We start from the raw sequence: 25,009 nt of genomic DNA, 5'->3' as shown, positions 1-25,009 counted from the left end.
CCCGGAGACCCCCAAGCATGTCCAAGCCCGGCGCCGCCCCCCGCGACACCCTTGAAGTCACTTCCGCCACCGGCGATACGAGCCTGACCGATTCCGCGGCGATCGTCGACCGCGCCATCACCACGCGCCGCTCGATCCGGGCGTTCCTGGATACCCCGGTCTCGCGCGAGACCATCGAGGACATCCTCGCCGTGGCCAGCCGCGCACCGTCCGGCACCAACACCCAGCCGTGGCGGGTCTACGTGCTCTCGGGCGACGCCAAGGCGCGGCTCTGCGCCGATGTGCTGGCCGCCTACCATGACCCCGAGCGCGACACCAAGTACCGCGAGGAATACCCGTACTATCCGCGCGAGTGGGTCAACCCGTACCTGGCGCGCCGCCGCAAGGTGGGCTGGGACCTGTACGGCCTGCTGGAGATCAGTCGCGAGGACAAGGCGCGCATGCACGAGCAGCACGCCCGCAACTTCCGCTTCTTCGATGCGCCGGTCGGCCTGATCTTCACGATCGACCGGATCATGGAGCAGGGCAGCTGGCTCGACTACGGCATGTTCCTGCAAAGCATCATGGTGGCAGCGCGGGCCCGCGGGCTCGATACCTGCCCCCAGGCGGCGTTCACGCAATTCCACAGCATCCTGGCCAGCCAGCTGCGGCTGACCGAGAACGAGATGGTGGTGTGCGGCATGTCGCTGGGCTACGCGGACCCGGAGGCGACGGCCAACCAATTGGTCACGGAGCGTGAACCGGTGAGCGAGTTCGCGCGTTTCCTCTCATGACTTTGCGCCGGATTGAGGTTTCCCCTGATGAGGATTTCACGAAAGCCGCCGATATTGTTGTTAGGGAAGCGGTTTCTTATATAGGTGCGAAGCATTGTGCGCAGTTGTCGACATACGAATGCGCACGACCATCACGGGCGCTAAAAATGGCGAATACGCCATATTTTCCGCAATATGGAATTGTTTGCGAATCGAACTTTAAAGAGCCTTCGTAAGTCTTTAATCTTGCTAACAATTTCTTTATTTCCTAAACTAGCGCCATTCCACCAAATGCCGCGCTGAACAGATCATGTTCCGGTCCAAATCCTTTATTTCCCGACTCTTCAGCATGCCCCTGACCGCCATCGCCACCTCGGCGCTGGTGTCGGTGTCCATGCTGGCCGCGCCGGTGACGTACGCAGCGACGAAGTCGACTGTGACGAAAGCCTCGGCTAAAAAGCAGGCAACTGCTACCAAATCCACTAAAAAGGTCGCTTCTGCGAAGGAGCGGTCATCGTCTTCGCGGAAGGTGATCGTGCTGCGGCACGGCAAGAAGGCCGTGATGGCCAGCCGTGCACAGCCGGTTCGCGCGGCCTTCGTACCGTCGAAACCGACGCTCGCCGAGGCCATGGGCCTGCGCGATACGGAAGATGCGCTCGCGCTGCGTTCCTCCGTGGCGCTGGTGTTGGACCAGAACACGAACGAAGTCCTGTTTCAGAAAAATCCGACGGCGGTGCTGCCGATCGCTTCGATCACCAAGCTGATGACCGCGCTGGTGGTCATGGATTCCCGCCTGCCGATGGACGAAGTGCTGACGGTGAGCGAGGAAGACCGCGACACCGAGAAGCACAGCAGCTCGCGCCTGCGCTTTGGCACGCAGCTGACCCGCCATGAAATGATGCTGCTGGCGCTGATGTCGTCGGAAAACCGTGCCGCTTCGGTGCTGGGCCGCAGCTATCCGGGCGGCCTGCCGGCGTTTGTGAGCGCGATGAACCGCAAGGCGCGCGAACTCGGCATGAACGACAGCCACTTTGTCGATTCGAGCGGTCTTTCCAGCAGCAATGTGTCGAGTGCGATGGACCTGGCCCGCCTGGTCAATGCCGCTTACCGCAACCCGACCATCCGCGAATTCTCGACCCAGACCGAGCATGAAGTGAACGTGCTGGGCCGTCCGCTCCATTACGTGAGCACCAACCGCCTCGTGCGCGGCGGCAACTGGGAGATCGGCCTGCAGAAGACCGGTTTCATCTCGGAAGCCGGCCAATGCCTGGTGATGCAGGCCCGCGTGAACGACCGCAACGTGGTGATGGTGTTCCTCGACTCCGTGGGCAAGCTGTCGCGCTTTGCCGATGCCACGCGCGTGCGCACGTGGCTTGAGCACCAGCCGTCGGTGCAGGGCCCGCAACGGCCGTTCCCGGCCTCCCCAAACCTTACGCAGGGTCCTAGCGCGCCGCACGCGGCGCACGCGATCCTGGCCTCGCAGCAGGCACGCGGCACCTGATCCAGGTAGCCGCCGCCAATTGAAAACGCGCCGCGGGGCAGCCCGTCGGCGCGTTTCTTTTTGGGGGGAGTGCGCGGGGGCGCTCAGGGGTGCTCAGGCCCAATCAGGCCCAATCAGGCCCAATCAGGCCCAATCAGGCCGACACGGCGTCCGCCACGTAGCCCATGCCGCGCGAAATCTGCAGCGCGGTGTCCTTGAGGTTCTGCAGCCAGCTGTCCTGCAGGCGGTCTGCCGGCGCGGACAGCGACAGCCCGGCCACCAGCCGGCGCGAGTCGTCGTAGATGCCAGCCGCAATGCAGCGCACGCCCAGCTCCAGTTCCTCGTTGTCGCGCGCATAGCCGTTGGTGCGCACCCAGCTCAGTTCGCGCTCCAGCTTGGCGATGTCCGTGATCGACGTCCCCGTATGCCCGGCCAGCCCGGTGCGCGTGGCATAGCTGCGCACGCGCCCGGCCTCGTCGGCGGCCAGGAACAGCTTGCCGACCGAGGTCAGGTGCAGGGGGGCGCGGCCACCGATGGCGCGCACCACCTGCATGCCCGAGCGCTCGCTGTAGGCGCGCTCGATATAGACGATTTCATCGCCCTGACGCACCGAGAGGTTCACGGTCTGCCCGGTGACGCGGTGCAGCGCACGCATCGGTGCGAGTGCCGCATCGCGCACGGACAGCCGTGCCTTCACGAGGTTGCCGAGTTCCAGCAGCCGCATGCCGAGCCGATAGCTGCCAGGGTCCGAGCGATCCACGAAACGGCACGCCACCATGTCATTGAGAATGCGGTGTGCCGTGGACGGATGCAGGCCGGTGGCCAGCGACAACTCCTTGAGACTGACGGGGTCCGCGTGCTGGGCGAGCGCATCCAGCAGCGTCATCATGCGTTCGATGACCTGGATGGAGGTCTTGCCGGGTGACTTGTCTGCTTCTGCCATAGGAGGAAATGTTGCCATGCGGCAAATTAAGCGTTTGCCTGATTCTATCTCGCATTGTGAAAATTTCAATAGGTGAAATGCAATTACCGGGATTCCCATCCAATGACGGGGCCGCTTTCGCATGAGCGGCATTGTGCGCGGGGATGAACAAGTTTGCGGCGCGCGCTGCCCGCAGCGGCGCGGCGGGGGCGCATAATTGCGAGGTTTCGGGTCTGGATAAAAGGAAGCGATGCGAATCGGACTGTTCGCCACCTGTCTGGTGGACCTCATGCGCCCGGAGATCGGGTTTTCGGTGCTGAAGCTGCTGGAATCGGCGGGTTACGAGGTCATGGTGCCCGAGGCGCAGACCTGCTGCGGCCAGCCCGCCTACAACTCGGGCGAGCGCGCCGTCTCGCGCGACCTCGCCGAAAAATTCCTGCGTGAGTTCGAGATGTTCGACTACGTGGTGATCCCCTCGGGCTCCTGCGGCGGCATGGTCCGCGCGCACTACCAGGACCTGCTGCGCGACGACCCCGAACTCCACGGCCGCTACGAGCGCCTGCGCGAGCGTGTCTACGAACTGACCGATTTCCTGGCCAACGTGGCCAAGATCGAGACCGTCGACTCGGCGTTTTCCGGCCACGTCACCTATCACGACTCCTGCTCCGGCCTGCGCGAACTCGGCGTCAAGCAGCAGCCGCGCGCGCTGCTCGGCAAGCTGCCCGGCGTGCAGCTGACCGAGATGAAGGATTGCGAGGCCTGCTGCGGCTTCGGCGGTACGTTCTCGGTAAAGTACGGCAATATCTCGACGGCCATCGTCGACGAGAAATGCGCCAACATCCAGGCCAGCGGCGCCGACGCCGTGGTGCTGGGCGACCTTGGCTGCATGCTCAATATCGAAGGCCGGCTGCGCCGGTCCGGCGATACGCGCACCCGCGTGCTGCACATTGCGCAGGTCCTGGCGGGCGACGCCTGATCGATCGAACCTCGGCAAAATACGATGCAAGTCCACAGCATGGAATTCAAGGCGCGGGCCGGGCAGAAGCTCGCCGACCAGCGCCTGCAGCAGAACCTCAAGAAACTGTCGACCAAGTTCGTGACGGCGCGGGCCGATGCGATCCGCGACATCGACTTCGACGCCACGCGCGCCGCGCTCAAGGAGCGCCGCAACCGCGCGCTGGAAAACCTCGACGTCTGGCTCGCCAAGTTTGAAGAAAATGCGACCAGGCGCGGCGCCACGGTGCTGTTCGCCGAGACCACCGCCGACGCAGCCCGCCTGGTGGCCGAGATCGCGCAGAAGCATGGCGTGAAGAAGGTCATCAAGAGCAAGTCGATGGTGACCGAGGAGATGCGCCTGAACCAGGTGCTGGGCGAGATGGGCGTGCAGAGCATCGAGACCGATCTGGGCGAGTACATCCTCCAGATCAACGATGCCGAGCCGCCGTCGCACATCATCGCGCCCGTGATCCACAAGGACAAGGACGAGATTGCCGACCTGTTCGCGCGGGTCCACCACAAGCCGCGCCTGACCGACATCCCGCAGATGACCCGTGAGGCGCGCGAGGTGCTGCGGCCCGAGTTCCTGTCCGCCGACATGGGCGTGACGGGGGGTAACTTCATCATTGCCGAGACGGGCTCGGTGGCCGTGGTGACCAACGAGGGCAACGAGGGCATGTGCACCGTCATGCCGCGCGTGCACGTGGCCGTTACCGGCATCGAGAAGGTGTTGCCGACACTGGAAGACCTGGCCACGGTGATGCGGCTGCTGCCGCGCTCGGCTACCGGGCAGGCGATTTCCAACTATTTCTCGCTGCTGACCGGCCCGCGCGCCGAGGGCGAGCGCGACGGCCCCGAGCATATGTACTTCGTGCTTGTGGATGGCGGCCGGACCGGCCTGATCGGCGGCGAATTCCAGGAGATGCTGCGCTGCATCCGCTGCGGCGCCTGCATGAACCACTGCCCGGTGTACCAGAAGATCGGCGGCCATGCCTATGGCTGGGTCTACCCGGGACCGATGGGCAGCGTGCTGACGCCAAGTTATGTCGGCCTCGCCAATGCCATCGATCTGCCCCAGGCCGCCACACTTTGCGGCGAGTGCAACAGAGTGTGTCCCGCCTCGATCCCGCTGTCCGACCTGTTGCGCAAGCTGCGCGAGAAGCAGATGGAACGCGGCCTGCGCCCGTGGCAGGAGCGCCTGTCGCTGCAGGTCTGGGGCTATGTGGCGCGCCGCCCGGCGCTCTACGCCTTCGCCACGCGCATGGGCGCGCGCCTGCTGGCGCGGATGGGCGGCCGGAATCGGCTGATTGCCAGCCTGCCGATGGCGGGCAAGGGCTGGACCGACACGCGCGACATGCCCGCGCCGAGCGGCCGGACCTTCCGCGAGTTGTACAAGGAGAGGAGGGCGCGCGCATGAGTACGCACCAGGACAACCAGCGCGCACTGAACGCGATGCGCGAGGCATTGGCGAGCCATGTGGCCGGTACGATGCCGGTGGCGGATCTCGTCGGCGCGTGGCGCGCGGCGGCCACGTCTTTGACGCTGCCGCCGGTTTTCAGCCAGGCGATGGAGGAATTGCTACGCCGCCTGGAGATGTCGGCGGTGTTCGCCCAGGACAGCTGCTCGTTCTCGAGCACGGCCGTCACGGACCAGCTCAAGCGCTGGCTGGACAGGGCCGAGACGGCGTAACGGGCGTCAGCCACGTAAACGACAACGGCCGGGGAGCACCCCCGGCCGTCTTTCTTCCCTTTCGATTCAGCTCAGTTCAGCTCAGCAGCAGCGCGTCGTCATCCAGCTGCTCATGCCGGGTCTGCTCGAACATCCGCAGCAGGTCGGGCACGTCGAGGCCCTTGCGCTGGTCGCCTGACACATCCAGTACCACCTGCCCCTGGTGCAGCATCACCGTGCGCTCCCCGTAGTCCAGCGCCTGCCGCATCGAGTGCGTCACCATCATCGTCGTGAGCTTGCTTTCCGAGACGATCCGCGCGGTCAACTCCAGCACAAAGGCGGCGGTTTTCGGGTCCAGCGCGGCCGTGTGCTCGTCGAGTAGCAGGATGCGCGACGGCTGGAGCGATGCCATCAGCAGGCTCACCGCCTGCCGCTGGCCGCCGGACAGCAGGCCGATCCGGTCCGTCAGACGATTCTCAAGCCCGAGGTTCAGCAGCCGCAGCTTGTCGCGGAACAGCTCGCGCGACGCCTTGTTCAGCGCCGGGCGGAAGCCGCGCCGTGAGCCGCGCGCCATGGCCAGCGCCATGTTTTCCTCGATGGTCAGCGCCTCGCAGGTGCCGGCCATCGGGTCCTGGAACACGCGGGCCACCAGATGGGCGCGGTCCCAGGCGGGCTGCCGGGTCACGTCGATGTCGTCGATGGTGATGCGGCCGCTATCCACCATCTGGTCGCCGCTGACGGCGTTCAGGAAGGTGGACTTGCCCGCGCCGTTGGAGCCGATCACGGCCACGAACTGGCCGCTCGGGATCTCCAGGTTCAGGCCGCGCAGCGCGCGGTTCTCGATCGGCGTGCCGGGGTTGAAGGTCAGCTTCAGGTCTTGTGCGCGCAGCATCTCAGGCACCTCCGTTCTTGCGGCCAAACAGCTTCTTGCGCGTGGCCGGCAGCACCAGCGCCAGCGTCACCAGCGCCGCCGTCACCAGGTTCAGATCCTGCGCCTTGAGGCCGATGAACTCCGTGTTCAGCGCCAGCGCGATAAAGAAGCGGTACAGGATGGCGCCCAGCACCACGGCCAGCGTCACGTACACCAGACGCCGCGCCGGCAGGATGGTCTCGCCGATGATCACGGCGGCCAGGCCGATCACGATGGTGCCGATGCCCATCGAGATATCGGACCCGCCCTGGGTCTGCGCGAACAGCGCGCCGGCCAGCGCCACCAGCCCGTTGGAGAGCGCCATGCCAGCCAGCGTGGCCCGGCCCGTGGGCACGCCCTGCGCCCGCGCCATGCGCGGATTGGCGCCGGTGGCGCGCATCGCCAGGCCCAGTTGCGAGGAGAAGAACCAGTCCAGGCCGACCTTCGCCACGATGACCACCACCAGCAGCACCAGCGGACGCAGCAGGTAGTCTGGCAGCCACTCGGGCTGGAGCACCGTGAACAGGGTCGGCTCGGTAATCAGCGGCACGTTCGGGCGGCCCATGATGCGCAGGTTGACCGAGTACAGCGCGATCATCATCAGGATACTGGCCAGCAGATCCATGATCTTGAGCCGCACGTTGAGCCAGCCGGTGATCCATCCGGCCACCCCGCCGGCCGCGATGGCGGCGAATGTGGCCAGGAAGGGGTCCTGGCCAGCGGCGATCAGCGTGGCCGCCACGGCGCCGCCGAGCGGAAAGCTGCCATCGACGGTGAGATCGGGGAAATTGAGGATGCGGAACGAGATCAGCACCCCGAGGGCCACGAGGCTGAAGATCAGGCCGATCTCCAGGGCGCCCATAAGGGAAAAGAGGGACATGGGGAAATCCTGTTGCGGGGGGCCGGCCGGGCTGTCGCGCGCCGGGTAGGCGACGAGCGCGCTGCGGTCCGGAGGCCCCGGCCGGCCGGATAGGCCGGGCCGGGGCCGGAGAGCGTCAGGCCGCGCAACCCCTCGGGGGCGGCGCGGTCCGTTGCGGGTCTTACTTGATGACGGTCTTGGCTTCCTTGACCAGTTCCGGCGCCAGCGTCACGCCCTGCTTGGCGGCGGCGCTGGTGTTCACGAACAGTTCGAGGTTGTCCGAGGTCTGCGAGGCAATCGCGCCGGGCTTCTCGCCCTTCAGGATGCGCACGACAACCTTGCCGGTCTGGTGGCCCAGGTCGCTGTAGTTGATGCCCAGCGCGGCCACGGCGCCACGCTTCACGCTGTCCGTGTCAGCGGCCACCAGCGGAATCTTCGACTCGTTGGCCACCTTCACCAGCGCCTCGTAGGCCGAGACCACGTTGTTGTCGGTGTTCGTATAGATCACATCGACCTTGCCGATCAGGCTCTTGGCAGCCGGGCCGATATCCACGGTACGCGGCGCGGCGGCTTCCTTCAGCGTCAGGCCCTGCTTGGCCAGCAGTTCCTTCAGTTCCTTGACCACCACCACCGAGTTGGCTTCGCCGGGGTTGTAGACCATGCCGACGGTCTTGACCTTGGGCACCACGCGCTGGATCAGGGCGACCTGCTTGTCCAGCGGCAGCTTGTCCGAGACGCCGGTCACGTTGGTGCCGGTGGCGCCCCAGCCCTTGACCAGTTGGGCAGCCACGGGGTCCGTCACGCCCGAGTACACCACCGGCACGGTCTTGGTGGCGGCCACCACGGCCTGCGCGGACGGCGTGGCGATGGCGACAATCGCGTTCGGCTGGTCGCCGACGAACTTGCGGGCGATCTGGGCGGCGGTGCCGGTGTTGCCCTGCGCGCTCTGGTATTCCCACTTCAGGTTCTTGTCGGCGTCATAGCCGGCAGCCTTCAGTTCGGCGCGCACGCCGTCGCGGATGGCGTCGAGCGCCGGGTGATCGACGATCGACAGCACTTTCACGGTCTGGGCCTGCACGGCGCCGCCGTACAGCACCGACAGCGCGACCACGCCGCCGAGAATGGTTTGGGTGGATGCCTTGAGGCGCGACTGAAGACGCAGCATGTAATGGTTCTCCCCCGAGGGTTCGGTACTTTTGAAGCCTGCGAGGATACCATTTTCGGGCCTCCCGCGGCTCTCTTTTAGTGCACCGGTCGGCCATATCCTGCTGTTAAACGCCTCGGCGGGCGAGGCGTGCCGCAAATTATTGCGCCAGGAAGCCGATTTTCGTGAATGTGTTGCGGTGCAACATCCTCAACCGGCAACGGGGTGGCGCAAGGCGGCGGCGCAGTCCCGCACCAGGGCGGGGCCGCGGTAGATCAGGCCGCTGTAGACCTGGACCAGTTGCGCGCCGGCATCGATCTTCGCGCGCGCGTCGGCGCCGCTGAAGATGCCGCCCACGCCGACGATCGGCAGGGCATCGCCCACCACGGCGCGCAAGGCGCGCACCACGCGGGTGGAGGATTCGAACACCGGGCGCCCGGAGAGGCCGCCCGCTTCCTCGGCATGCGGCAGGCCCTGGACCGCCTCGCGCGAGATCGTGGTGTTGGTGGCAATCACCCCGTCGATGCCGTGCCGCACCAGCGCATCGCCGATATTGCGGATCTGGTCGTCGTCCAGGTCCGGCGCAATCTTCAGCGCCAGCGGCACATAGCGCTTGTGCTGGTCGGCCAGGCGCTGCTGGGCGGTTTTCAGCGTGGAGAGCAGGCTGTCCAGCTCGCTCGCGCCCTGCAGCTGGCGCAGGTTCTTGGTATTCGGCGACGAGATGTTCACCGTCACGTAGCTCGCGTGCGGATAGACGCGCTCGAGGCAGTAGAGGTAGTCGTCAGCCGCGCGCTCGATCGGGGTGTCGGCGTTCTTGCCGATATTCAGGCCCAGCACGCCGCCCTCGGCCTTCCAGCGCGACGCCTGCACGTTGGCCACGAAGGCATCCACGCCGCCATTGTTGAAGCCCATGCGGTTGATCAGCGCATCGGCCTGCGGCAGCCGGAACATGCGCGGACGCGGGTTGCCGGGCTGGGCGCGCGGCGTGACCGTGCCCACCTCGATAAAGCCGAAGCCGAACGCGGCAAGACCGTCGATGTACGCGCCGTCCTTGTCGAGACCGGCCGCCAGCCCCACGGGGTTCGGGAAGCGCACGCCCATGACGGTGCGCGGATCGGCGGCGATGGTGTTGCCAAGGCAACCGGCCAGGCCCATGCGCTGGGCGCGCATGAGGTTGTTCAGCGTGAAATGGTGGGCATCCTCCGCATCCATGGAGAACAGGGCGGGGCGAAACAGGGGATAGAGCGCGTTGAGCACGGGGAGGGGGCGCGGCCGCGGCCGGCGTGAAGTCGGTACCAGGGCGGCATTGTAGCGTGCGGCAGGCGCTACGCCTGGGCGGGCCCCGGTTGGGGTGCCGCGGCCGGCGTGGTGGCCGGTGCGGCGTTGGGTGCGGGCTTCGGTGCGGGGTTGGGTACAACAGCATCGTCATCGAACGGATGCCACTGGTTGCCCGTGAGTACCTGGAGCGGCCGGAAGCGCGCCTTGTAGGCCATCTTGCGGCTGTCGGCGATCCAGTAGCCCAGATAGAGGTGCGGCAGGCCCAGCTCGCGGGTCTGGTTGATCTGCCAGAGGATGTTGTAGGTGCCGTAGCTCGCGCCGACGGCCATCGGGTCATAGAAGGTGTAGACCGACGACAGGCCGTCGTCGAGCACATCGATCATGCTGACCATGCGCAGGCGGCCCGCCTCGGGCGAGCCCGGCGGTTCGCGGAACTCCACCAGCCGCGAGTTCACGCGGCTTTGCAGCAGGAACTGCTCGTACTGGTCCCGGCTGTCCTGGTCCATGCCGCCGCCGGCGTGGCGCATCGACTGATAGAGCAGATACAGCGCGTAATGCTCCTCGACGTAGGTCAGCGGCGCCACCAGCGCCTGCAGGCCCTCGTGCTGGCGCCAGGCGCGGCGCTGGCTGCGGTCCGGGTGGAACTGGTCCACCAGCACGCGGCACGGCGTGCAGGCGCGGCATTCGTCGCAATAGGGGCGATAGGTGAAGATGCCGCTGCGGCGGAAGCCGGCGCGCACCAGCCGGGAGTAGACATCGGCATTGATCAGGTGCGCGGGCGTGGCCACCTGCGAGCGCGCCATGCGGCCATCGAGATAGCTGCAAGCGTAGGGCGCCGTTGCGTAAAACTGCAACGCGGAGAGCGGAAGTTCCTTCAGCTTGCTCATGGCTCGCTCATGACGAAAAGACGGAGGCGGCGGACACCGCGTGGCGGCATCCTGTCTGGCAGTCTATCAGAGCAAACCGGGCGGCGTGTGCAACGCGGTGCAGATCCGCTGGCGTTGCAATGATGGGGCGAAGGTCATATACTGGCCAGACCGCTTGAGAGGCGTCCCACTTATGGCAATCAGAGCCGGACAGTCGTGTCTCTCAGGCGGTTTTTCTTTTGTGCGCCACCGTCATGGTGGGCATGTCGCCACGTTCGCTGGCCCCCTCCCAAAGCAGTAGCCCCTTGGCGCGCCACACGCGCTCGAAATCCCTGTCTTCCTTCGCATAGATGCTCGCGAGCTCGTTGCAACGGGCGCGGCCGATTTGCTTGTCCGCATGCAGGATGGCAACGAGCGGGCCCAGATGAATGGTGTCGAAGGACAGCACTACCGCGTTCACATCATGCGGACAGGTGTGTGACCTGAAGATCGCCTTGGGTGCCAGCAGGGTGCCATAGATCCCTTCCAGAAATCGCCGCGGCACGTTGCGCCGGAACAGCATTTTCTCGACATTGGCGACCTTCACGGCCAGTGGAAGGTCGGGAAAACCAAGTTCCAGATAGCGGCGCGGCGTGGTGCCGAGCCGGATGGCGAGCCCCATCACCGTGTTGGCCTTGTCGGTCAGCAGCGTGGCACAGGTGGTCTTGAGAACGAGATCGTAGTTGGGGTCTTTCATCCGGCAGGTGAACGGCACGACACGCGAAGTAGCGAGTGTCTGCCCACCTGCCTTCAGGCGGATTTGCGCTGCGTCAAACAGCTGGCGCCCAGCGTGCCAGCACAGACTTGTCGAACTGCCACGGCACGATGTCGGGCTGGGCGGTGGCGGCCCGGACGTGGGCGACGAAGTCTGCGCGGGGGATGGGGCGGGCGCCGAGGGAGGCCAGGTGGTCGGTTTCCTGCTGGCAGTCGATCATCGTCACACCGTGTTGGTCGAGGAAGGCGCAGAGCGCGGCCAGGGCGATCTTGGAGGCGTCGGTGCGCTGCGCGAACATCGACTCGCCATAGAACATGCGGCCCAGCGCCACGCCGTAGAGGCCGCCCACGCGCTCGCCCCGATACCAGCTTTCCACGGAGTGGGCGCGGCCGGCGCGGTGCAGCGCGCCGTAGGCGCTGACGATGTCGTCGGTGATCCACGTGCCGAACTGGCCGTCGCGGGCGGTCATGGCGCATGAGCGCATCACGGCGATGAAATCATCGTCGACACGGATTTCCCAGTCGGGGTCGCGTAGCGTGCGGCGTAGTGTCTTGCGCAGCGTGGCGGAGACCTTGAGCGCCTGCGGCGTCAGCACCATGCGCGGGTCGGTGCTCCACCAGAGCACCGGCTGGCCTTCGGAATACCACGGGAAGATACCTTGCCGGTAGGCCAGCAGCAGCCGTTGCGGCGAGAGGTCGCGGCTGGCCGCGAGCAGGCCGGGTGCATCGCTGGCCGGGCCGAGCGCCCGCTCGACAGGCGGAAACGGGTCCTGTGGGTCCAGCCAGGTGATCATGGGGCGGCGGGGCGTCGCCCGGGTTCAGGGGGTGACGGGCGGCGAGGCGGGCGACGTGGCCTGGGACGCCTCGGCCGCCGACAGCGGCGTCACCGTGGCACGGCTGGTCAGCGGCCGCATCGGCTTGTCGATGTCGAGGCTGTGCAGGCGGAAGCTGCCATCGGCGATCCGGCCTGCCGCGCGGTCGGCGAAGAAGCAGCGCAGCGTGTGGATGACGGTGGGAAAGGCCAGGTCGTCCCAGGGCACATCGGCTTCATCGACCAGCTTGACCTCGAGGCTTTCCTCGCCCGGGGCGATGTCCAGGTCCTGCATCGTCGCCAGGTAGAACAGATGCACCTGGTGCACGTGCGGCACGTTGAGGATCGAGAACAGTTCGCCCACTTCCACGCGGGCGCCGGCTTCCTCGAGGGTCTCGCGCGAGGCGGCCTGGGCCGTGGTCTCGCCAATCTCCATGAAGCCGGCCGGCAGCGTCCAGAACCCGTAGCGGGGCTCGATGGCGCGCTTGCAGATCAGGATCTTGTCTTCCCAGACCGGGATCGTGCCCACGACGTTGCGGGGATTGACATAGTGGATGGTGCCGCAGCCGTCGCATACGCTGCGCGGGCGATTGTCGCCTTCGGGTACGCGCAGGACAACCGCATGACCACAGTTCGAGCAGAATTTCATGAGGGGCGTCCGGGAGGAATGGCGCCAAGTGTATCACCGCGCCGCCCGGCCGCTGTGGGCGCGATGTGCGCTCCTGGGGTGCACATCGCGCTGTCTCGGGGAGGCGGGTTACTTGCGCTGGGTTGCCTTCGCGCCGCCTGCCGCGCCCGGGCCGGCAGTCGGCACCCAGTCCTCGGGGCGGTCTGGCGGCACGATGTCCGCCTTGCCCTTGCGGGGGTCTGGCAGGTTGACCGGCGCGGGCCGGTCGTTGCGGTGACCCTTTGCGCCGTGGGCCGGCTTCTGGGCCGTCGGCTTGGCCTGGGTATGGCTGCCGCCGCTGCCTTGGGCGAAGGCCGCGCCGCCCGCCAGCGCGGCACAAACCGTGCAAGCCGCCGCCCTGATCGCCATCGATTTCGTGCTACGCATGGTCATGTTGGTTTCTCCTTCAGTGACGTGTGAGATGAACCCTACGGACCTCGGGCGTCTACCGCCATGGATTGACCTTGGAAAGTGATGCATGTTGCATCCCCGGCGTCTTGAACATGACCCGCATCAAGTCTGTGGCGATTACGTTCCCTGCGCCCTCGCCTGAATGGACGGCGATGCCTACCATCGGCCGCTTCATTCCAACGCGGAGCAGAAAGATGAAAACAAGACACGTGGTGCGGTTCAGTGGAACCGCCCTGGCAATGGCCATGCTGCTGGGCGCGAGCGTCCCGGCGATGGCCGTGACGGCGAAGGAGGGCGGCGCCGCCGTCAGCAAGCCTCGCCCCAATCCCTTCCTTGCCGCGGAAGCGTACGCGCTCACCCATTTCGACCCCGCTCAGACCGACGTGATGCCTTATGCGCTCCCGCGCGGCACCTTCCATGTCGATCTGCGCAAGGCGCCGCGTGTGCAGGCCGGGCCGATCAGCATCATGACGCTGGCCACGCCCTCACCGCGCTATATGTGGGCGGCCTCCACGGGCGGTGTCTCCTATGTGGATGTCAGCAATGGCGGCTGGCGCGAGGTAGCCCGGCTGCCGGACCCGGACGCCAAGCCGCTGCCCGCCGGTCTGCTCGACAAGATCCTCGCCGAGCCGCTGGACGATGTCGCGCGCGTGGAGAAGGCGGTCAAGACCGACCTGGCGCTGGACCGCAAGCGGATCAGCGCCAATATCTACGTGGTGTCGGGCAAGGATGGCGTGCTGTATGCGACCAATCGCTCCGCGGTCCGCGCCTATGGGCTGATCGATCCGAAGCGCCCGGAAGCCGGCATCAAGCTATTGCGGACGATCGATCTCAAGGACCGCCTGACCGCGCTCGAGAATGCCGGCGGCGTGATGCTGAATATGACGTATGACGGGAATTTGGTGGTGGCCGCCGCGCAGTCCATCCGCGTGCTCGACCGCGATTTCAAGCCCGTCGGCGACGCTTTCCAGTTCCCGGAAGGGGAGATCGTCTCCAACGCGATGGCCGTCGATGAGAAGAACGGGATCTATATCGCTTCCGACAAGATGATGCGCAAGCTGGTGTGGACCGGGAAGACGCTGTCCCGCGACGCCGCCCACGGCGCCTGGGAATCGGCCTATGACTCGGGCCAGACGCCGATGCCGAGCGTGAAGTTCGGCAACGGCACGGGCTCCACGCCGACCCTGATGGGCTTTGGCGACGATGCGGACAAGCTGGTGGTCATCACCGACGGCTCGGACCGCATGAAGCTGGTGGCGTTCTGGCGCGATGAGATCCCGGCCGGCTTCACGCAGCGGCCCGGCACGAAGTCGAGCCGCATTGCCGATCAGATCCAGGTCACCTGCGGGCTGCCGGCCAGCACGCCCTACGTCCAGTCCGAGCAATCGGTGGTGGCACTGGGCTACGGCGCCTTCGTGGTGAACAATATCCGGCCGAAGGGCGTGGCCGATCGGCTGGTCGATGTTCTCGCGGGCGGCCCGGCGCTGACGCCGGCCACCGGGGCGGAGCGCTTCGAGTGGGATACGAAGACCAAGGGGTGGCGCTCGGTGTGGACGCGCAATGATGTGGTGTCCACGAGCATGGTCCCGACCGTGAGCGGGCCATCGCGGATCGTGTTCGTGAATGGCTACGCCAAGAAGGATGGCTGGGAAGTGACCGGGATGGACTGGGAAACCGGCAAGACGGTCCATCGCTCGATCTTCGGGCAGGACAATCTGGGCAACGGCGCCTATGCGCTGATCCAGTCGTTGCCGAATGGCGACCTGCTGTTCAACAGCGTTGGTGGCCCGACGCGCGTGAGGTACGGGGCGACCGCCAAATCCAAATAAGTGATCGGATAGAAAACAAAAAACCCGCCTGAATGGGCGGGTTTTCTTGTTGCTGCTTGTTCGTTCCGGCGGTTGGTTGCGGGGGCAGGATTTGAACCTGCGACCTTCGGGTTATGAGCCCGACGAGCTGCCAGACTGCTCCACCCCGCGTCCGTCGAAGCTGAGAGTATATGGCAACCGTTTGCGCAATGCAACACCTTTGTCTCTCGGCTTCTGATGAGTACCGTGCAAGCGGCACCCGTCTTCCTGTTAGAGCGTTTCGCAGGGGGCGCGTTCAGGTCGATTTCGGGGTTTCGCTTGTGCGCTGCCACAGCGTCGCTTCGAACTCGAAACTGTCGCGCTGCTGCAGGTCGTCGCGTTGCCAGATCACGCGGTCCGGCCGAACGGTCAGCATCCACGTGGTGGTGGCGAGCGGGTTGGGCTGGTCGAAGGCGCGTGGCGTCAGCACCGCCGCACACGGGCCGCGCTCGGGGTCGCGTACGGAGGTGTAGCGGATCAGGCCCAGCCCGGCTTCGCGCGCCAGACGGCCAAAGGCCTGGCAGGGCGCGTGGTCGTCCGGGTCGATCCAGCGGGGGTCTTCATGGAATGGGGCGGCGTCCAGCGCCACGCCATCGGTCTTCACGCTGACCTGGAACAGTGTCTGCGCGCGGGCGTCGATGCGGGGCAGCGCGGGGCTGTCGAGCAAGAAGCGCCAGCGCCAGTAGCCCAGTTCGGCACAGGCCGTGCGGATGGCGTCGGCGCCATAGAACACGCCCGGGTCTTGCCCGCCGCGAAAGCGCGAGCCCCAGGGCGAGGGCGGATAGCGGAAGGGCGTGAAGATCAGGTAATGGAGGTGGCGTGCGTCGGCAGGCACGGCAGGCTTGCCGGCGTCGAGCACGGCTTCGAGCACGGCCTGTTCCTCGAGGCTGTCCACCAGGGGCATGGTCGAGACCACATGCTGGGCCTCCACCGCCCGCCACAGTTTGAGCGCATACGGCTTGCGCTCAGATGCGACCGCGGGTGGCGTCCAGGTAGTGAACGACACGTACGAGTCCTTCCGTGGTGCGAATCAGTTCGAGCGGCTTGCCGCCGAGCGCGAGGTTGTCATGGGTGAGCCACAGCCGCGCCTGCTCGTCGTGGCCGAGGATGGCATCGAGCGAGCGGAACAGGCGCACGAACAGCACGCCGAATTCCCACTCCTTGCGGTGCGCATCAAGCACATAGCCGCCGGACGCCATGCGCGAGACCGACGCGGTGCTGATGCCCAGCACGCTGGCCACGATGGCCTGGCTGATGCCAAGAAAGCCTGCCGCGCGCATCACGGCCTTGGTGAGCGTGGCGCCGGGGTTCACGCCGCCGGCGGGCTCGGTCTCCGGAATCTGATGAGATTGCATCGCCTATGCTCCTTTCTTGGGAAACATTATAGGCGGTGTATTTCAGAAGGAAAGGCCGTGACATAGGCCGATAGGTGCCTAATACGTCTCAATATGAAGCCGGCCCTCGGCGCGCAGCGTGGCCTCCAGGTCCGGCCAGGACTGGCCTGCCGCCGCGCGGACCTCGGCGAACGCGGCCAGCACGCCTTCCTCCATCCCCTTCAGGCCGCAGATGTACACATGGCCATGCGGGTCGGCCAGCAGCGCGGCCACCTGCGGGCCCGCTTCGCGTATCGCATCCTGCACATAGCGGCGCGGCATCTCGGCATCGCGGGAGAAAGCGAAGTGAATGTCGAGGAAGTCCTTGGGCAGCTTCAGCAGCGGGCCGAAGTAGGGCAATTCGCGCTGGTTGCGTGCGCCGAAGAACAGCAGGCGGCGCCCATCGAAACTCGCCATGTTGCGACGCATGCGCTCGGTCATCGCCCGCATTGGCGCGGAGCCGGTGCCCGTGCAGATCATCATCACGCTGGCCTCGCGGTGGTTCGGCATCAGGAAAGTGCTACCGAAGGGGCCGACGACCTGCACCGTGTCGCCCTTGGCCAGGTCGCACAGGAAATTCGACGCCACGCCGCGTACCGGCTGCCCGTCGTGGTCCTGGTCCACGCGCTTCACGGTCAGCGCGAGGTTGTTGTAGCCGGGGCGCTCGCCGTCGCGCGGGCTGGCCACCGAGTACATGCGGATGTAGTGCGGCTTGCCCGACGCATCGGTACCGGGCGGCACGATGCCGATGGCCTGCCCCTCCAGCACCGGGAAGAACTGGTTGCCGAAGTCCAGCACGATGTGATGGATGTCGCTCGACGCGTCCTCGGCCGTCAGCCGGTAGTTGCCGGCCACCGTGGCCGACACCGGCGCGCGCACGCCATGCAGGTTGACATAGGGATGCGCGGCCGACCACGGCGCCTTGGGCGAGGTGTGGCGGCTGGTCTCCACGGCCTGCACGTCGCTGGCGGGCGCCGTGCCAGCCCCGGCGGCGGCCTGGGCGAGTGCCTCGGCGGCAGTCGCGGAGGCGGAGGTTGCCGCGTCGATCTCCGCCTCGGGCAGCGGCACCTCGGGCGGCAGCTCATCCCAGAGCAGTTGGGCGTCGATCGGATACGCCTCGCCGCGCAGCATCGTGCGCCAGTTGTCGATGGCGCCCGTCGGGCAGGGCGACAGGCACGCGTTGCAGCCGTTGCAGACCTCGGCCTTGACCACGTAGTTGCGGTCGTCGTGGGTGATGGCGTCGATCGGGCAGGTGTCTTCGCAGGTGTTGCAGCGAATGCAGATTTCCGGATCGATCAGGTGCTGCTTGATGATGTCGGGCGCGCCCATGTCTGCCTCTTATCCAGTGATCTAGTTGAAGCGCACGTATTCGAAGTCCACCGGCTGGCGGTTCACGCCCACCGCCGGCGGGGCGATCCAGTTGGCGTAGCGGCCCGGCTCCACCACGCGGCCCATCAGCGAGGCCACGAAGGCGCGGTCCGCGTCAGTGGCCAGCCAGGTGTCCGCGTTGGCCTGCCAGGCGGCCTCGCTCAGCACTTCGCCAGTGGGCGAGACATGCACATTGGCGAAGGTGCCGATCTTGCGGTTGAACGCCTTGTGCGGCACGGTCAGCCGGAACGGGATGCCGGCCTTCTCGATCACCTTGTTCCAGCGCGCCACGCCGCCGACCGAATCCTTGATGTAGTCGTCGCGCAGCACCTCGTTCAGGGCATTGAGCATCGGCACCTCGCGCTCGGCCAGCTTGCCGTCGCGCACGTCGAGAATGCGGTACACGTCGCCCTTGAGCACGTGGTCGTCGCCGCGCTTGCCTTCCTCGAAGCGGCCCTTCAGCCCGGCGCTGTAGAACGTGGCCGCGTTGGAGGACTGGTCGGCGCCGAACAGGTCGATCGTCACGCTGTAGTGGAAGTTCAGGTAGCGCTGGATGGTTTCCAGGTCGATTACCCCGGCGGCGCGCACGTCGGCCGGGTCCTGGATGTCGCGCTCGCGCATGACCTCGCAGGTACGCTGGATCACGCGCGAAACGCCGCTCTCGCCCACGAACATGTGGTGGGCTTCCTCGGTCAGCATGAAGCGCGTGGTGCGCGCCAGCGGGTCGAAGCCGGACTCGGCCAGCGCGCAGAGCTGGAACTTGCCGTCGCGGTCCGTGAAGTAGGTGAACATGAAGAAGGCGAGCCAGTCTGGCGTGCGCTCGTTGAACGCGCCCAGGATGCGCGGGTTGTCCTCGTCGCCCGAGCGGCGGCCCAGCAGCGCCTCGGCTTCCTCGCGGCCATCGCGGCCGAAGTGGCGGTGTAGCAGGTAGACCATCGCCCAGAGGTGGCGGCCTTCCTCCACATTCACCTGGAACAGGTTGCGCAGGTCATAGAGCGACGGCGCGGTCAGGCCCAGGTGGCGCTGCTGCTCCACGGACGCCGGCTCGGTATCGCCCTGCGTGACGATGATGCGGCGCAGGTTGGCGCGGTGTTCGCCCGGCACTTCCTGCCACGCGGCCTGCCCCTTGTGCTCACCGAAGTGGATCTTGCGCTCGGCGTCGGCCGGTTGCAGGAAGATGCCCCAGCGGTAGTCGGGCATCTTCACATGGTCGAAGTGGGCCCAGCCGGACGGGTCCACCGAGACCGCCGTGCGCAGGTAGACATCGTAGTTATGCGAGCCATCGGGGCCCATGTCGCGCCACCAGTCGAGGAAGGCGGGCTGCCAGTGCTCCAGCGCGCGCTGCAGGGCGCGGTCATCGGAGAGGTTCACGTTGTTCGGAATCTTCTGGCTGTAGTCGATGCTCATGGCCGGGGTCTCCTTGGGTCTGCTTGTCGATCGGTCGAAGGGGGCGGTCAGACCCGGTCCCAGTCGAAACGTGCCTTGTTGCCGGTGCCGAATACCTTGAGCGCGCCTTGCTCGCCCACGGCGTTGGGTCGATTGAAGATCCAGTTCTGCCAGGCAGTGAGCCGGCCGAAAATGCGCGTCTCCATGGTCTCGCGCGGGCCGAAGCGCAGGTTGGCTTCCAGGCCGGTGAGGGCGTCGGGGGAGAGGCTCGCGCGTTCCTCCAGCGCGATGCGGATCTCGTCTTCCCAGTCGATGTCGTCCGGCGCGGCCGTCACCAGCCCCAGCGCCTCGGCCTGCGCGCCGTCCAGCGGCTGGCCGACCTGGGCGCGTACAGCCTCGATGGCGGCGGCGTCTTCATAGAAGCGCGCGGCGAGCCGCGAGAGGCCGTTCGGCATCGGATATCGTCCGAAATTGGCCGCATGGGGGACCAGGCGCGGCGTCGTCTCCGGGTCATCCGGCAGTTGGAGCATGTAGCTGCGGTCGGCGGCCAGCGCCAGTTCGAGCAGGGTGCCGGCGAAGCAGGAGCTCGGCTCGATCAGCGCGAACAGGCTGCGCGACGAGACGTCCAGCCGCGCCAGCGTCCGGCGCAGCATGCCGATGGTCTCGCGCACGAACCAGTGGCTGGCGTGGGCATCCATCAGCGTATCGGCCGCCAGCACCTCGGCGGCATCGCCCTCGGTCTTGAGGATCCACATGCCGATATCGAGGTGATTGGTGCGCAGCGTGAGGATGGCGTCGTCGAGTTCGCGCGCCATCTTGAGCGGCCACCACTGGGCGCCGGCGGCCAGGATGGCGTCGAGGTCGCGGGGCTGGTCGGCGGCGGGTGCCGAGACCGTCAGCGTGGCGCGGCGCGCGGCGGTGTCGATCTCCACGCGCACGGTGTCGTAGCGGTAGCCATCGGCGGCGTCCTGTCTTGTTAGTGGCGTTAGCGGCACACCTTTGGCGTCGGCAGGGCGGTCGCTCAGGGCGGCCAGCGCCTGCGCCCGCTCGCGCACGTGTTCGGTGAAGCGCGCGGGTTTGACCACATCGTCCACCAGCTTCCAGTCCTTGGCGCGCTGGCCGCGCACGCCCTCGGTGGTCAGGCAGAAGATGTCGGCGTGGTCGCGGCGCACGCGGCGCTTGTCGGTCACGCGCGTCAGGCCGCCGGTGCCGGGCAGCACGCCGAGCAGCGGCACTTCGGGCAGGCTGACCGCGGAGGAGCGGTCATCCACCAGCAGGATTTCATCGCAGGCCAGCGCCAGTTCGTACCCGCCGCCGGCCGTGGTGCCGTTGCAGGCGGCGATGAACTTGATGCCGGAGTGGCGGCTGGCGTCCTCGATGCCGTTGCGTGTCTCGTTGGTGAACTTGCAGAAGTTCACCTTCCAGGCGTGGCTGGACTTGCCGAGCATGAAGATATTGGCGCCCGAGCAGAAAATGCGCTCGCGGGCGCTGGTCAGCACCACGGTGCGCACTTCGGGATGCTCGAAGCGGATGCGTTGCAGGGCGTCGTGCAGTTCGATATCGACGCCAAGATCGTAGGAATTCAGCTTCAGCGCGTAGCCGGGCCGCAGACCGCCTTCCTCGTCCACGTTCATGGACAGCGTGGCGACGGGACCGTCAAAGGTCAGCAGCCAGTGGCGATATTGGGACGGATGGCGCGCAAAGGTAACCGGGGCCGGGACCGACATGGGGCGTGTCTCCTTGATGCACTATAGTGCTTTCATCTTTGCGATGAAATATAGTGCATCATCGGGGGCGATGCAAGGGCCGATGCAGACCCGATGCAGACCCGATGCCCTATCGGGAATCAGCCGATAGCGGGCATCTGTGCGCGCAGGGCCTGAAGTGAGCTGTTGGCGTCCTGGCCGCTGGTATCGATCGACACATCGGCGCGCGCGTAGAGCGGCGTACGCGCCTGGAGGATGCGGCGCAGGTCGGTCATGGCCTCGCGGTTGCCCTCCATCGGCCGCATATCGCCCTGCGCCACCACGCGCGCCATGTGTTCCTCGGGCGAGGTGCGCACCCAGACCGTGTAGCAGCGCGCCAGCAGCAGGTTGAACGTGGCTGGCTCGGAGACCAGGCTGCCCGGCGTGGCCAGCACCATGGAGTCGTGCTCGCGCAGCACGCGTTCCAGCGCGCGCATCTCGTAGCGGCGGTAGGCGGCCTGGCCGTAGAGCGAGTGGATTTCGGAGAGGCTCGCGCCGGCTTCCTGCTCGATCGCCGCGTTCAGTTCGACGAAGGGGATGCCCTCGGCAGCCGCCAGCGCCCGGCCCAGCGTGGATTTGCCGGCGCCGCGCAGGCCGATCAGCGCGATGCGGCGATGCCGCGCATCGCGCGATTCCGCCGGGGACAAGGCGTGGCGGGCTGCTTCGCGCACGCGGGCGAGGTCGCCGGCAGGCAGCTGCGCCAGCCATTGCACCAACTGCGAGAACTCGGCGGCGCGCTGGCTGCCGGGCTGCTCCGTGCCGCCCGCCGGATCGGCGTGGCCATCTACCTCGGCCAGTACCACGGGCAGCGGCACGTCCAGCGCGCCGGCCACGTGGCGCAGCAGCAGCACGGAGGCGTTGCCGGTGCCGGTTTCCAGGTTGGCGAGGTAGCGTTCGGACACCCCCGCGCCACGCGCAAGATCCTTGCGGGACATGCCGCGCGCCGCGCGCAGCGAGCGGATGCGCTCCCCGAGGTGCGTCAGATAGGGATCGCGCTCGGCGGCGCGGTTGTCGGCGTTCGCTTCGGCATTCGCTTCGGCATTCAGTGACGGTTCGGGGTCGCGACGCATGGGAGAAAGTTCGGGATCAGGCCAGCCAGGGCGGCATTATACGTGCGACAAAGTGCCGGTCGGCGGGTGCTGCCTACTGTTATATAGTGCATACCCTCGCTTGCATAATAGTCGATGTGAAATAAAATGCATCGACATCGGCGGCAAAGACTGCCGGTCACGAGATATCCAGAACAAGACCATCGCTGTAGCCGATCCCGCCGCACCCGTCGAACCATCGCCGGGGCGGCCAGAGGAGTGGAGACATGACGCCCCCGACCCCCAGCGCCGAGACCGTTGTCGCCGCGCTGCCCGCCCGTTACAACGCGGCCGATGACCTGTTGTCGCGCCACCTCGCCGCCGGCCGTGGCGCCAAGGTGGCCTATATCGACGATACCGGCCCGACCACCTTTGCCGAACTCGACGCGCGCTGCCGCCGCTTTGCCGGCGCGCTGCGCCAGGCGGGCTTCCGGCGCGAGGAGCGCGTGCTGCTGTGCGCGCTCGATACCATCGATTTCCCGACCGTGTTCCTCGGCTGCCTGCTGGCCGGCGTGGTGCCGGTGGCGGTGAACACGCTGCTGACCGTGGATGACTACGCCTATATGCTCGACCACAGCAGCGCGCGGGCCGTGGTGGTGTCCGCGCCGCTGCTCGGGACCATGCAGGCCGCCATCGACAAAGCCGGCGCGCATTACGATGTGATCGTTGCCGCACCCTACGGGGAGGGCACCGGCCTGCCGACCGTGGCCGCGATGCTGGACAGCGCGCCGCCGCTGACGGAAGCCCTCGCCACCGGCCCGGACGACATGGCGTTCTGGCTCTATTCGTCCGGCTCCACGGGCCGCCCGAAGGGCACGGTGCACACGCACGGCAACCTGTTCCACACCGCCGACCTCTACGCGCGGCAGGTGCTGGGCCTGCGCGAGGACGACGTGGTCTTCTCGGCCGCCAAGCTGTTCTTCGCCTACGGGCTGGGCAATGCGCTGACGTTTCCGCTGTCGGTGGGCGCCACGACCGTGCTGATGGCCGAGCGGCCCACGCCGCAGGCGGTGTTCCAGCGGCTGACTACGCACCGTCCCACTGTCTTCTGCGGCGTGCCGACGCTGTTCGCGGGCCTGCTCGCCGCGCCGGACCTGCCGCCGCGCGCCGCCGTGGCGCTGCGCGTCTGCACCTCCGCCGGGGAGGCCCTGCCGCGCGACATCGGCGACCGCTTCCTGGCCCACTTCGGCTGCGACATCCTCGACGGCATCGGCTCCACCGAGATGCTCCATATCTTCCTGTCGAACCAGCCCGGCAAGGTCCGCTACGGCACCACGGGGCTGCCGGTGCCCGGCTACGAACTGAAGCTGCTCGACGAGCGCGGCGAGCCGTGCGCCACGGGCGAAATCGGCGACCTCTATATAAAAGGGCCCTCGGCGGCGCTGATGTACTGGTGCAATCGCGAGAAAAGCCGCGACACCTTCGTCGGCGCCTGGACCCGCAGCGGCGACAAGTACCTGCGCGATGACGCGGGCTACTACACCTACGCCGGCCGCAGCGACGACATGCTCAAGGTGGGCGGCATCTACGTCTCGCCGTTCGAGGTGGAGGCGGCGCTGGCCCAGCATCCGGCCGTGCTGGAGGCCGCCGTGATCGGCGTGGCCGATGCCGCCGAACTGGTCAAGCCGAAGGCGTTCGTGGTGATGCGCCCCGGCCACCAGTGGCACGACGGCATGGCGGCCGAGTTGCAGGCTTTCGTCAAGTCGCGGCTGGCGCCTTACAAATATCCGCGCCAGATCGAGTGCGTGGACGAACTGCCCAAGACCGCCACGGGCAAGATCCAGCGATTCCGGCTGCGCCAGCGTGAAGACGCCGCGCGGCACGCCTGAGGGAGCCGCCATGGAGACCACCGTGGACACTGCGCTGGTAAAGGTGCCGTTCGATGGCCGCACTATCGACATCGAATACCAGTGGATCGGCGCGCGACGGCGGCACCGCCCACTCGTGGTCTTCCTGCACGAGGGGCTCGGGTCGGTCAGCATGTGGCGCGACTTTCCGCGCAAGCTGTGCGAGGCGGGCGATTTCCGCGGGCTGGTCTTCTCGCGCTACGGCTACGGCCGCTCCACGCCGCGCCCGCCGGACGAGCAGTGGGGCGTGGACTTCATGCACCGCCAGGCGCGCGAGGCGCTGCCGGCCCTGTTCGATGCCCTGGAGATCGGCCCCGGCCGCCGCCATGGCAAGCCCTGGCTGCTGGGCCACAGCGACGGCGGCTCCATCGCCCTGATCCACGCGGCCAGCTTCCCGGACGATGTGGATGGCCTGACCGTGCTCGCCCCCCACATCATGGTGGAAGACATTTCGGTGCGCAGCATCGCCGCCACGCGCGAGACCTACCTCCACACCGACCTGCGCGCCCGGCTGGCGCGCCACCACGCCCACGTGGATTCCGCCTTCTGGGGCTGGAACGATATCTGGCTCAACGCCGATTTCCGCCACTGGGACCTGCGCCCGATGCTCGACCATATCCGCTGCCCGGTGCTGGCCGTGCAGGGCGAGGATGACGAGTACGGGACCATGGCGCAGATCGAGGGTATCCATCGATATGCCCCGCAGACCGTGCTGCTTAAACTCGCGCGCTGTGGACACTCGCCCCACCGCGACCAGACGGGGGCGTTGACGGCGGCCTCGGCGGCGTTTATAACGGCACATACTTCAACCTTAAAATAATTCGACCCCGGGGAGGAG

General features: G+C 66.8%; 24 protein-coding genes and 1 tRNA gene. 8 read left to right on the top strand and 17 right to left on the bottom strand.

Annotated features, from left to right (window positions below; translation table 11 throughout):
- Positions 1–17 precede the first annotated feature (17 nt).
- Together SB751_RS01545 and pbpG are read left to right on the top strand one after the other, a co-directional pair.
- Complete coding sequence (locus tag SB751_RS01545; RefSeq protein WP_244844770.1) at positions 18–773, top strand: nitroreductase; 756 nt, start codon at positions 18–20, stop codon at positions 771–773.
- 289 nt (positions 774–1,062) lie between these two features.
- Positions 1,063–2,253 carry a D-alanyl-D-alanine endopeptidase gene (pbpG, locus tag SB751_RS01540; RefSeq protein ID WP_144195809.1) on the top strand — a complete coding sequence of 397 codons (1,191 nt, stop codon included), beginning with the start codon at positions 1,063–1,065 and terminating at the stop codon, positions 2,251–2,253.
- Between the two features lie 133 nt (positions 2,254–2,386).
- Here pbpG and SB751_RS01535 read toward each other — a convergent pair whose 3' ends face one another.
- Positions 2,387–3,175: an IclR family transcriptional regulator gene (locus SB751_RS01535; protein WP_144195807.1), complete on the bottom strand. Its 789-nt coding sequence runs from the start codon at positions 3,173–3,175 to the stop codon at positions 2,387–2,389.
- Positions 3,176–3,404: 229 nt separating this feature from the next.
- On the opposite strand from SB751_RS01535, the gene SB751_RS01530 reads away from it, so the two are divergent.
- From SB751_RS01530 to SB751_RS01520, 3 genes are read left to right on the top strand one after another with little or no spacing between them, the layout of a single operon-like run.
- Complete coding sequence (locus SB751_RS01530) at positions 3,405–4,130, top strand: (Fe-S)-binding protein (RefSeq protein WP_144195805.1); 726 nt, start codon at positions 3,405–3,407, stop codon at positions 4,128–4,130.
- 24 nt (positions 4,131–4,154) lie between these two features.
- Positions 4,155–5,567 carry a LutB/LldF family L-lactate oxidation iron-sulfur protein gene (locus tag SB751_RS01525; protein ID WP_410747739.1) on the top strand — a complete coding sequence of 471 codons (1,413 nt, stop codon included), beginning with the start codon at positions 4,155–4,157 and terminating at the stop codon, positions 5,565–5,567.
- Positions 5,564–5,839, top strand: a complete 276-nt coding sequence (locus SB751_RS01520) for a hypothetical protein (protein ID WP_144195801.1) — start codon at positions 5,564–5,566, stop codon at positions 5,837–5,839. Before SB751_RS01525 ends, SB751_RS01520 begins: the two co-directional genes overlap by 4 nt.
- A 76-nt stretch (positions 5,840–5,915) precedes the next feature.
- On the opposite strand, the gene SB751_RS01515 is transcribed toward SB751_RS01520, so the two are convergent.
- From SB751_RS01515 to SB751_RS01475, 9 genes are all read right to left on the bottom strand, one after another.
- Positions 5,916–6,710, bottom strand: coding sequence for an ABC transporter ATP-binding protein (locus SB751_RS01515; protein WP_144195799.1), 795 nt, complete (start codon positions 6,708–6,710; stop codon positions 5,916–5,918).
- Position 6,711: 1 nt separating this feature from the next.
- Positions 6,712–7,608 (bottom strand): ABC transporter permease, encoded by an 897-nt coding sequence (locus SB751_RS01510; protein ID WP_250025190.1) that lies wholly within the window; start codon positions 7,606–7,608, stop codon positions 6,712–6,714.
- Positions 7,609–7,768: 160 nt separating this feature from the next.
- Positions 7,769–8,752 carry an ABC transporter substrate-binding protein gene (locus tag SB751_RS01505; RefSeq protein ID WP_211943339.1) on the bottom strand — a complete coding sequence of 328 codons (984 nt, stop codon included), beginning with the start codon at positions 8,750–8,752 and terminating at the stop codon, positions 7,769–7,771.
- 189 nt (positions 8,753–8,941) lie between these two features.
- Positions 8,942–9,988, bottom strand: coding sequence for a quinone-dependent dihydroorotate dehydrogenase (locus SB751_RS01500; RefSeq protein WP_144195793.1), 1,047 nt, complete (start codon positions 9,986–9,988; stop codon positions 8,942–8,944).
- A gap of 68 nt (positions 9,989–10,056) precedes the next feature.
- Complete coding sequence (locus SB751_RS01495) at positions 10,057–10,896, bottom strand: arginyltransferase (RefSeq protein ID WP_244844772.1); 840 nt, start codon at positions 10,894–10,896, stop codon at positions 10,057–10,059.
- Between the two features lie 202 nt (positions 10,897–11,098).
- Positions 11,099–11,611 carry a hypothetical protein gene (locus SB751_RS01490; protein WP_144195792.1) on the bottom strand — a complete coding sequence of 171 codons (513 nt, stop codon included), beginning with the start codon at positions 11,609–11,611 and terminating at the stop codon, positions 11,099–11,101.
- A gap of 73 nt (positions 11,612–11,684) precedes the next feature.
- A complete protein-coding gene (gene aat, locus SB751_RS01485; RefSeq protein ID WP_211943341.1) occupies positions 11,685–12,422 on the bottom strand; it encodes a leucyl/phenylalanyl-tRNA--protein transferase in 738 nt (245 codons plus the stop codon).
- Between the two features lie 24 nt (positions 12,423–12,446).
- The gene (locus SB751_RS01480) at positions 12,447–13,088 is read right to left on the bottom strand and encodes an NUDIX hydrolase (protein WP_144195788.1); all 642 of its coding nucleotides are present in this window, start codon (positions 13,086–13,088) and stop codon (positions 12,447–12,449) included.
- 108 nt (positions 13,089–13,196) lie between these two features.
- Entirely contained in the window at positions 13,197–13,499 is a 303-nt protein-coding gene (locus tag SB751_RS01475) for a hypothetical protein (protein ID WP_410747738.1), read from the bottom strand.
- A gap of 212 nt (positions 13,500–13,711) precedes the next feature.
- Between SB751_RS01475 and SB751_RS01470 the strand changes: the two genes are divergently transcribed.
- A complete protein-coding gene (locus tag SB751_RS01470) occupies positions 13,712–15,346 on the top strand; it encodes a hypothetical protein (protein ID WP_244844774.1) in 1,635 nt (544 codons plus the stop codon).
- A gap of 73 nt (positions 15,347–15,419) precedes the next feature.
- Here the strand turns inward: SB751_RS01470 and SB751_RS01465 are convergent.
- The 7 genes from SB751_RS01465 to SB751_RS01435 all read right to left on the bottom strand — a co-directional run bounded on the left by SB751_RS01465 (position 15,420) and on the right by SB751_RS01435 (position 22,306).
- Positions 15,420–15,496 (bottom strand) — tRNA-Met (locus tag SB751_RS01465).
- Between the two features lie 124 nt (positions 15,497–15,620).
- Positions 15,621–16,370, bottom strand: coding sequence for an RES family NAD+ phosphorylase (locus SB751_RS01460; protein WP_250025191.1), 750 nt, complete (start codon positions 16,368–16,370; stop codon positions 15,621–15,623).
- Positions 16,330–16,719, bottom strand: coding sequence for an MbcA/ParS/Xre antitoxin family protein (locus SB751_RS01455; RefSeq protein ID WP_144195784.1), 390 nt, complete (start codon positions 16,717–16,719; stop codon positions 16,330–16,332). Before SB751_RS01455 ends, SB751_RS01460 begins: the two co-directional genes overlap by 41 nt.
- A 78-nt stretch (positions 16,720–16,797) precedes the next feature.
- On the bottom strand, positions 16,798–18,066 hold the full coding sequence (gene boxA, locus SB751_RS01450; protein WP_144195782.1) for a benzoyl-CoA 2,3-epoxidase subunit BoxA: 1,269 nt from the start codon (positions 18,064–18,066) through the stop codon (positions 16,798–16,800).
- A gap of 21 nt (positions 18,067–18,087) precedes the next feature.
- Positions 18,088–19,512 (bottom strand): benzoyl-CoA 2,3-epoxidase subunit BoxB, encoded by a 1,425-nt coding sequence (gene boxB / locus SB751_RS01445; protein ID WP_092292894.1) that lies wholly within the window; start codon positions 19,510–19,512, stop codon positions 18,088–18,090.
- 47 nt (positions 19,513–19,559) lie between these two features.
- A complete protein-coding gene (gene boxC / locus SB751_RS01440; RefSeq protein ID WP_144195780.1) occupies positions 19,560–21,218 on the bottom strand; it encodes a 2,3-epoxybenzoyl-CoA dihydrolase in 1,659 nt (552 codons plus the stop codon).
- A gap of 119 nt (positions 21,219–21,337) precedes the next feature.
- Complete coding sequence (locus SB751_RS01435) at positions 21,338–22,306, bottom strand: helix-turn-helix transcriptional regulator (protein WP_144195778.1); 969 nt, start codon at positions 22,304–22,306, stop codon at positions 21,338–21,340.
- Positions 22,307–22,551: 245 nt separating this feature from the next.
- Between SB751_RS01435 and SB751_RS01430 the strand changes: the two genes are divergently transcribed.
- Together SB751_RS01430 and SB751_RS01425 are read left to right on the top strand one after the other, a co-directional pair.
- Positions 22,552–24,153 (top strand): benzoate-CoA ligase family protein, encoded by a 1,602-nt coding sequence (locus tag SB751_RS01430; RefSeq protein ID WP_410747737.1) that lies wholly within the window; start codon positions 22,552–22,554, stop codon positions 24,151–24,153.
- A 10-nt stretch (positions 24,154–24,163) separates the two neighbouring features.
- Entirely contained in the window at positions 24,164–24,991 is an 828-nt protein-coding gene (locus SB751_RS01425; RefSeq protein WP_144195775.1) for an alpha/beta fold hydrolase, read from the top strand.
- Positions 24,992–25,009 lie beyond the last annotated feature (18 nt).

It is taken from the genome of Cupriavidus sp. SIMBA_020, assembly GCF_046535395.1.
GTDB lineage: Bacteria > Pseudomonadota > Gammaproteobacteria > Burkholderiales > Burkholderiaceae > Cupriavidus > Cupriavidus campinensis.
Note: the sequence above shows the minus strand (reverse complement) of the source record. Positions and strands in the feature narration are given on the sequence as shown.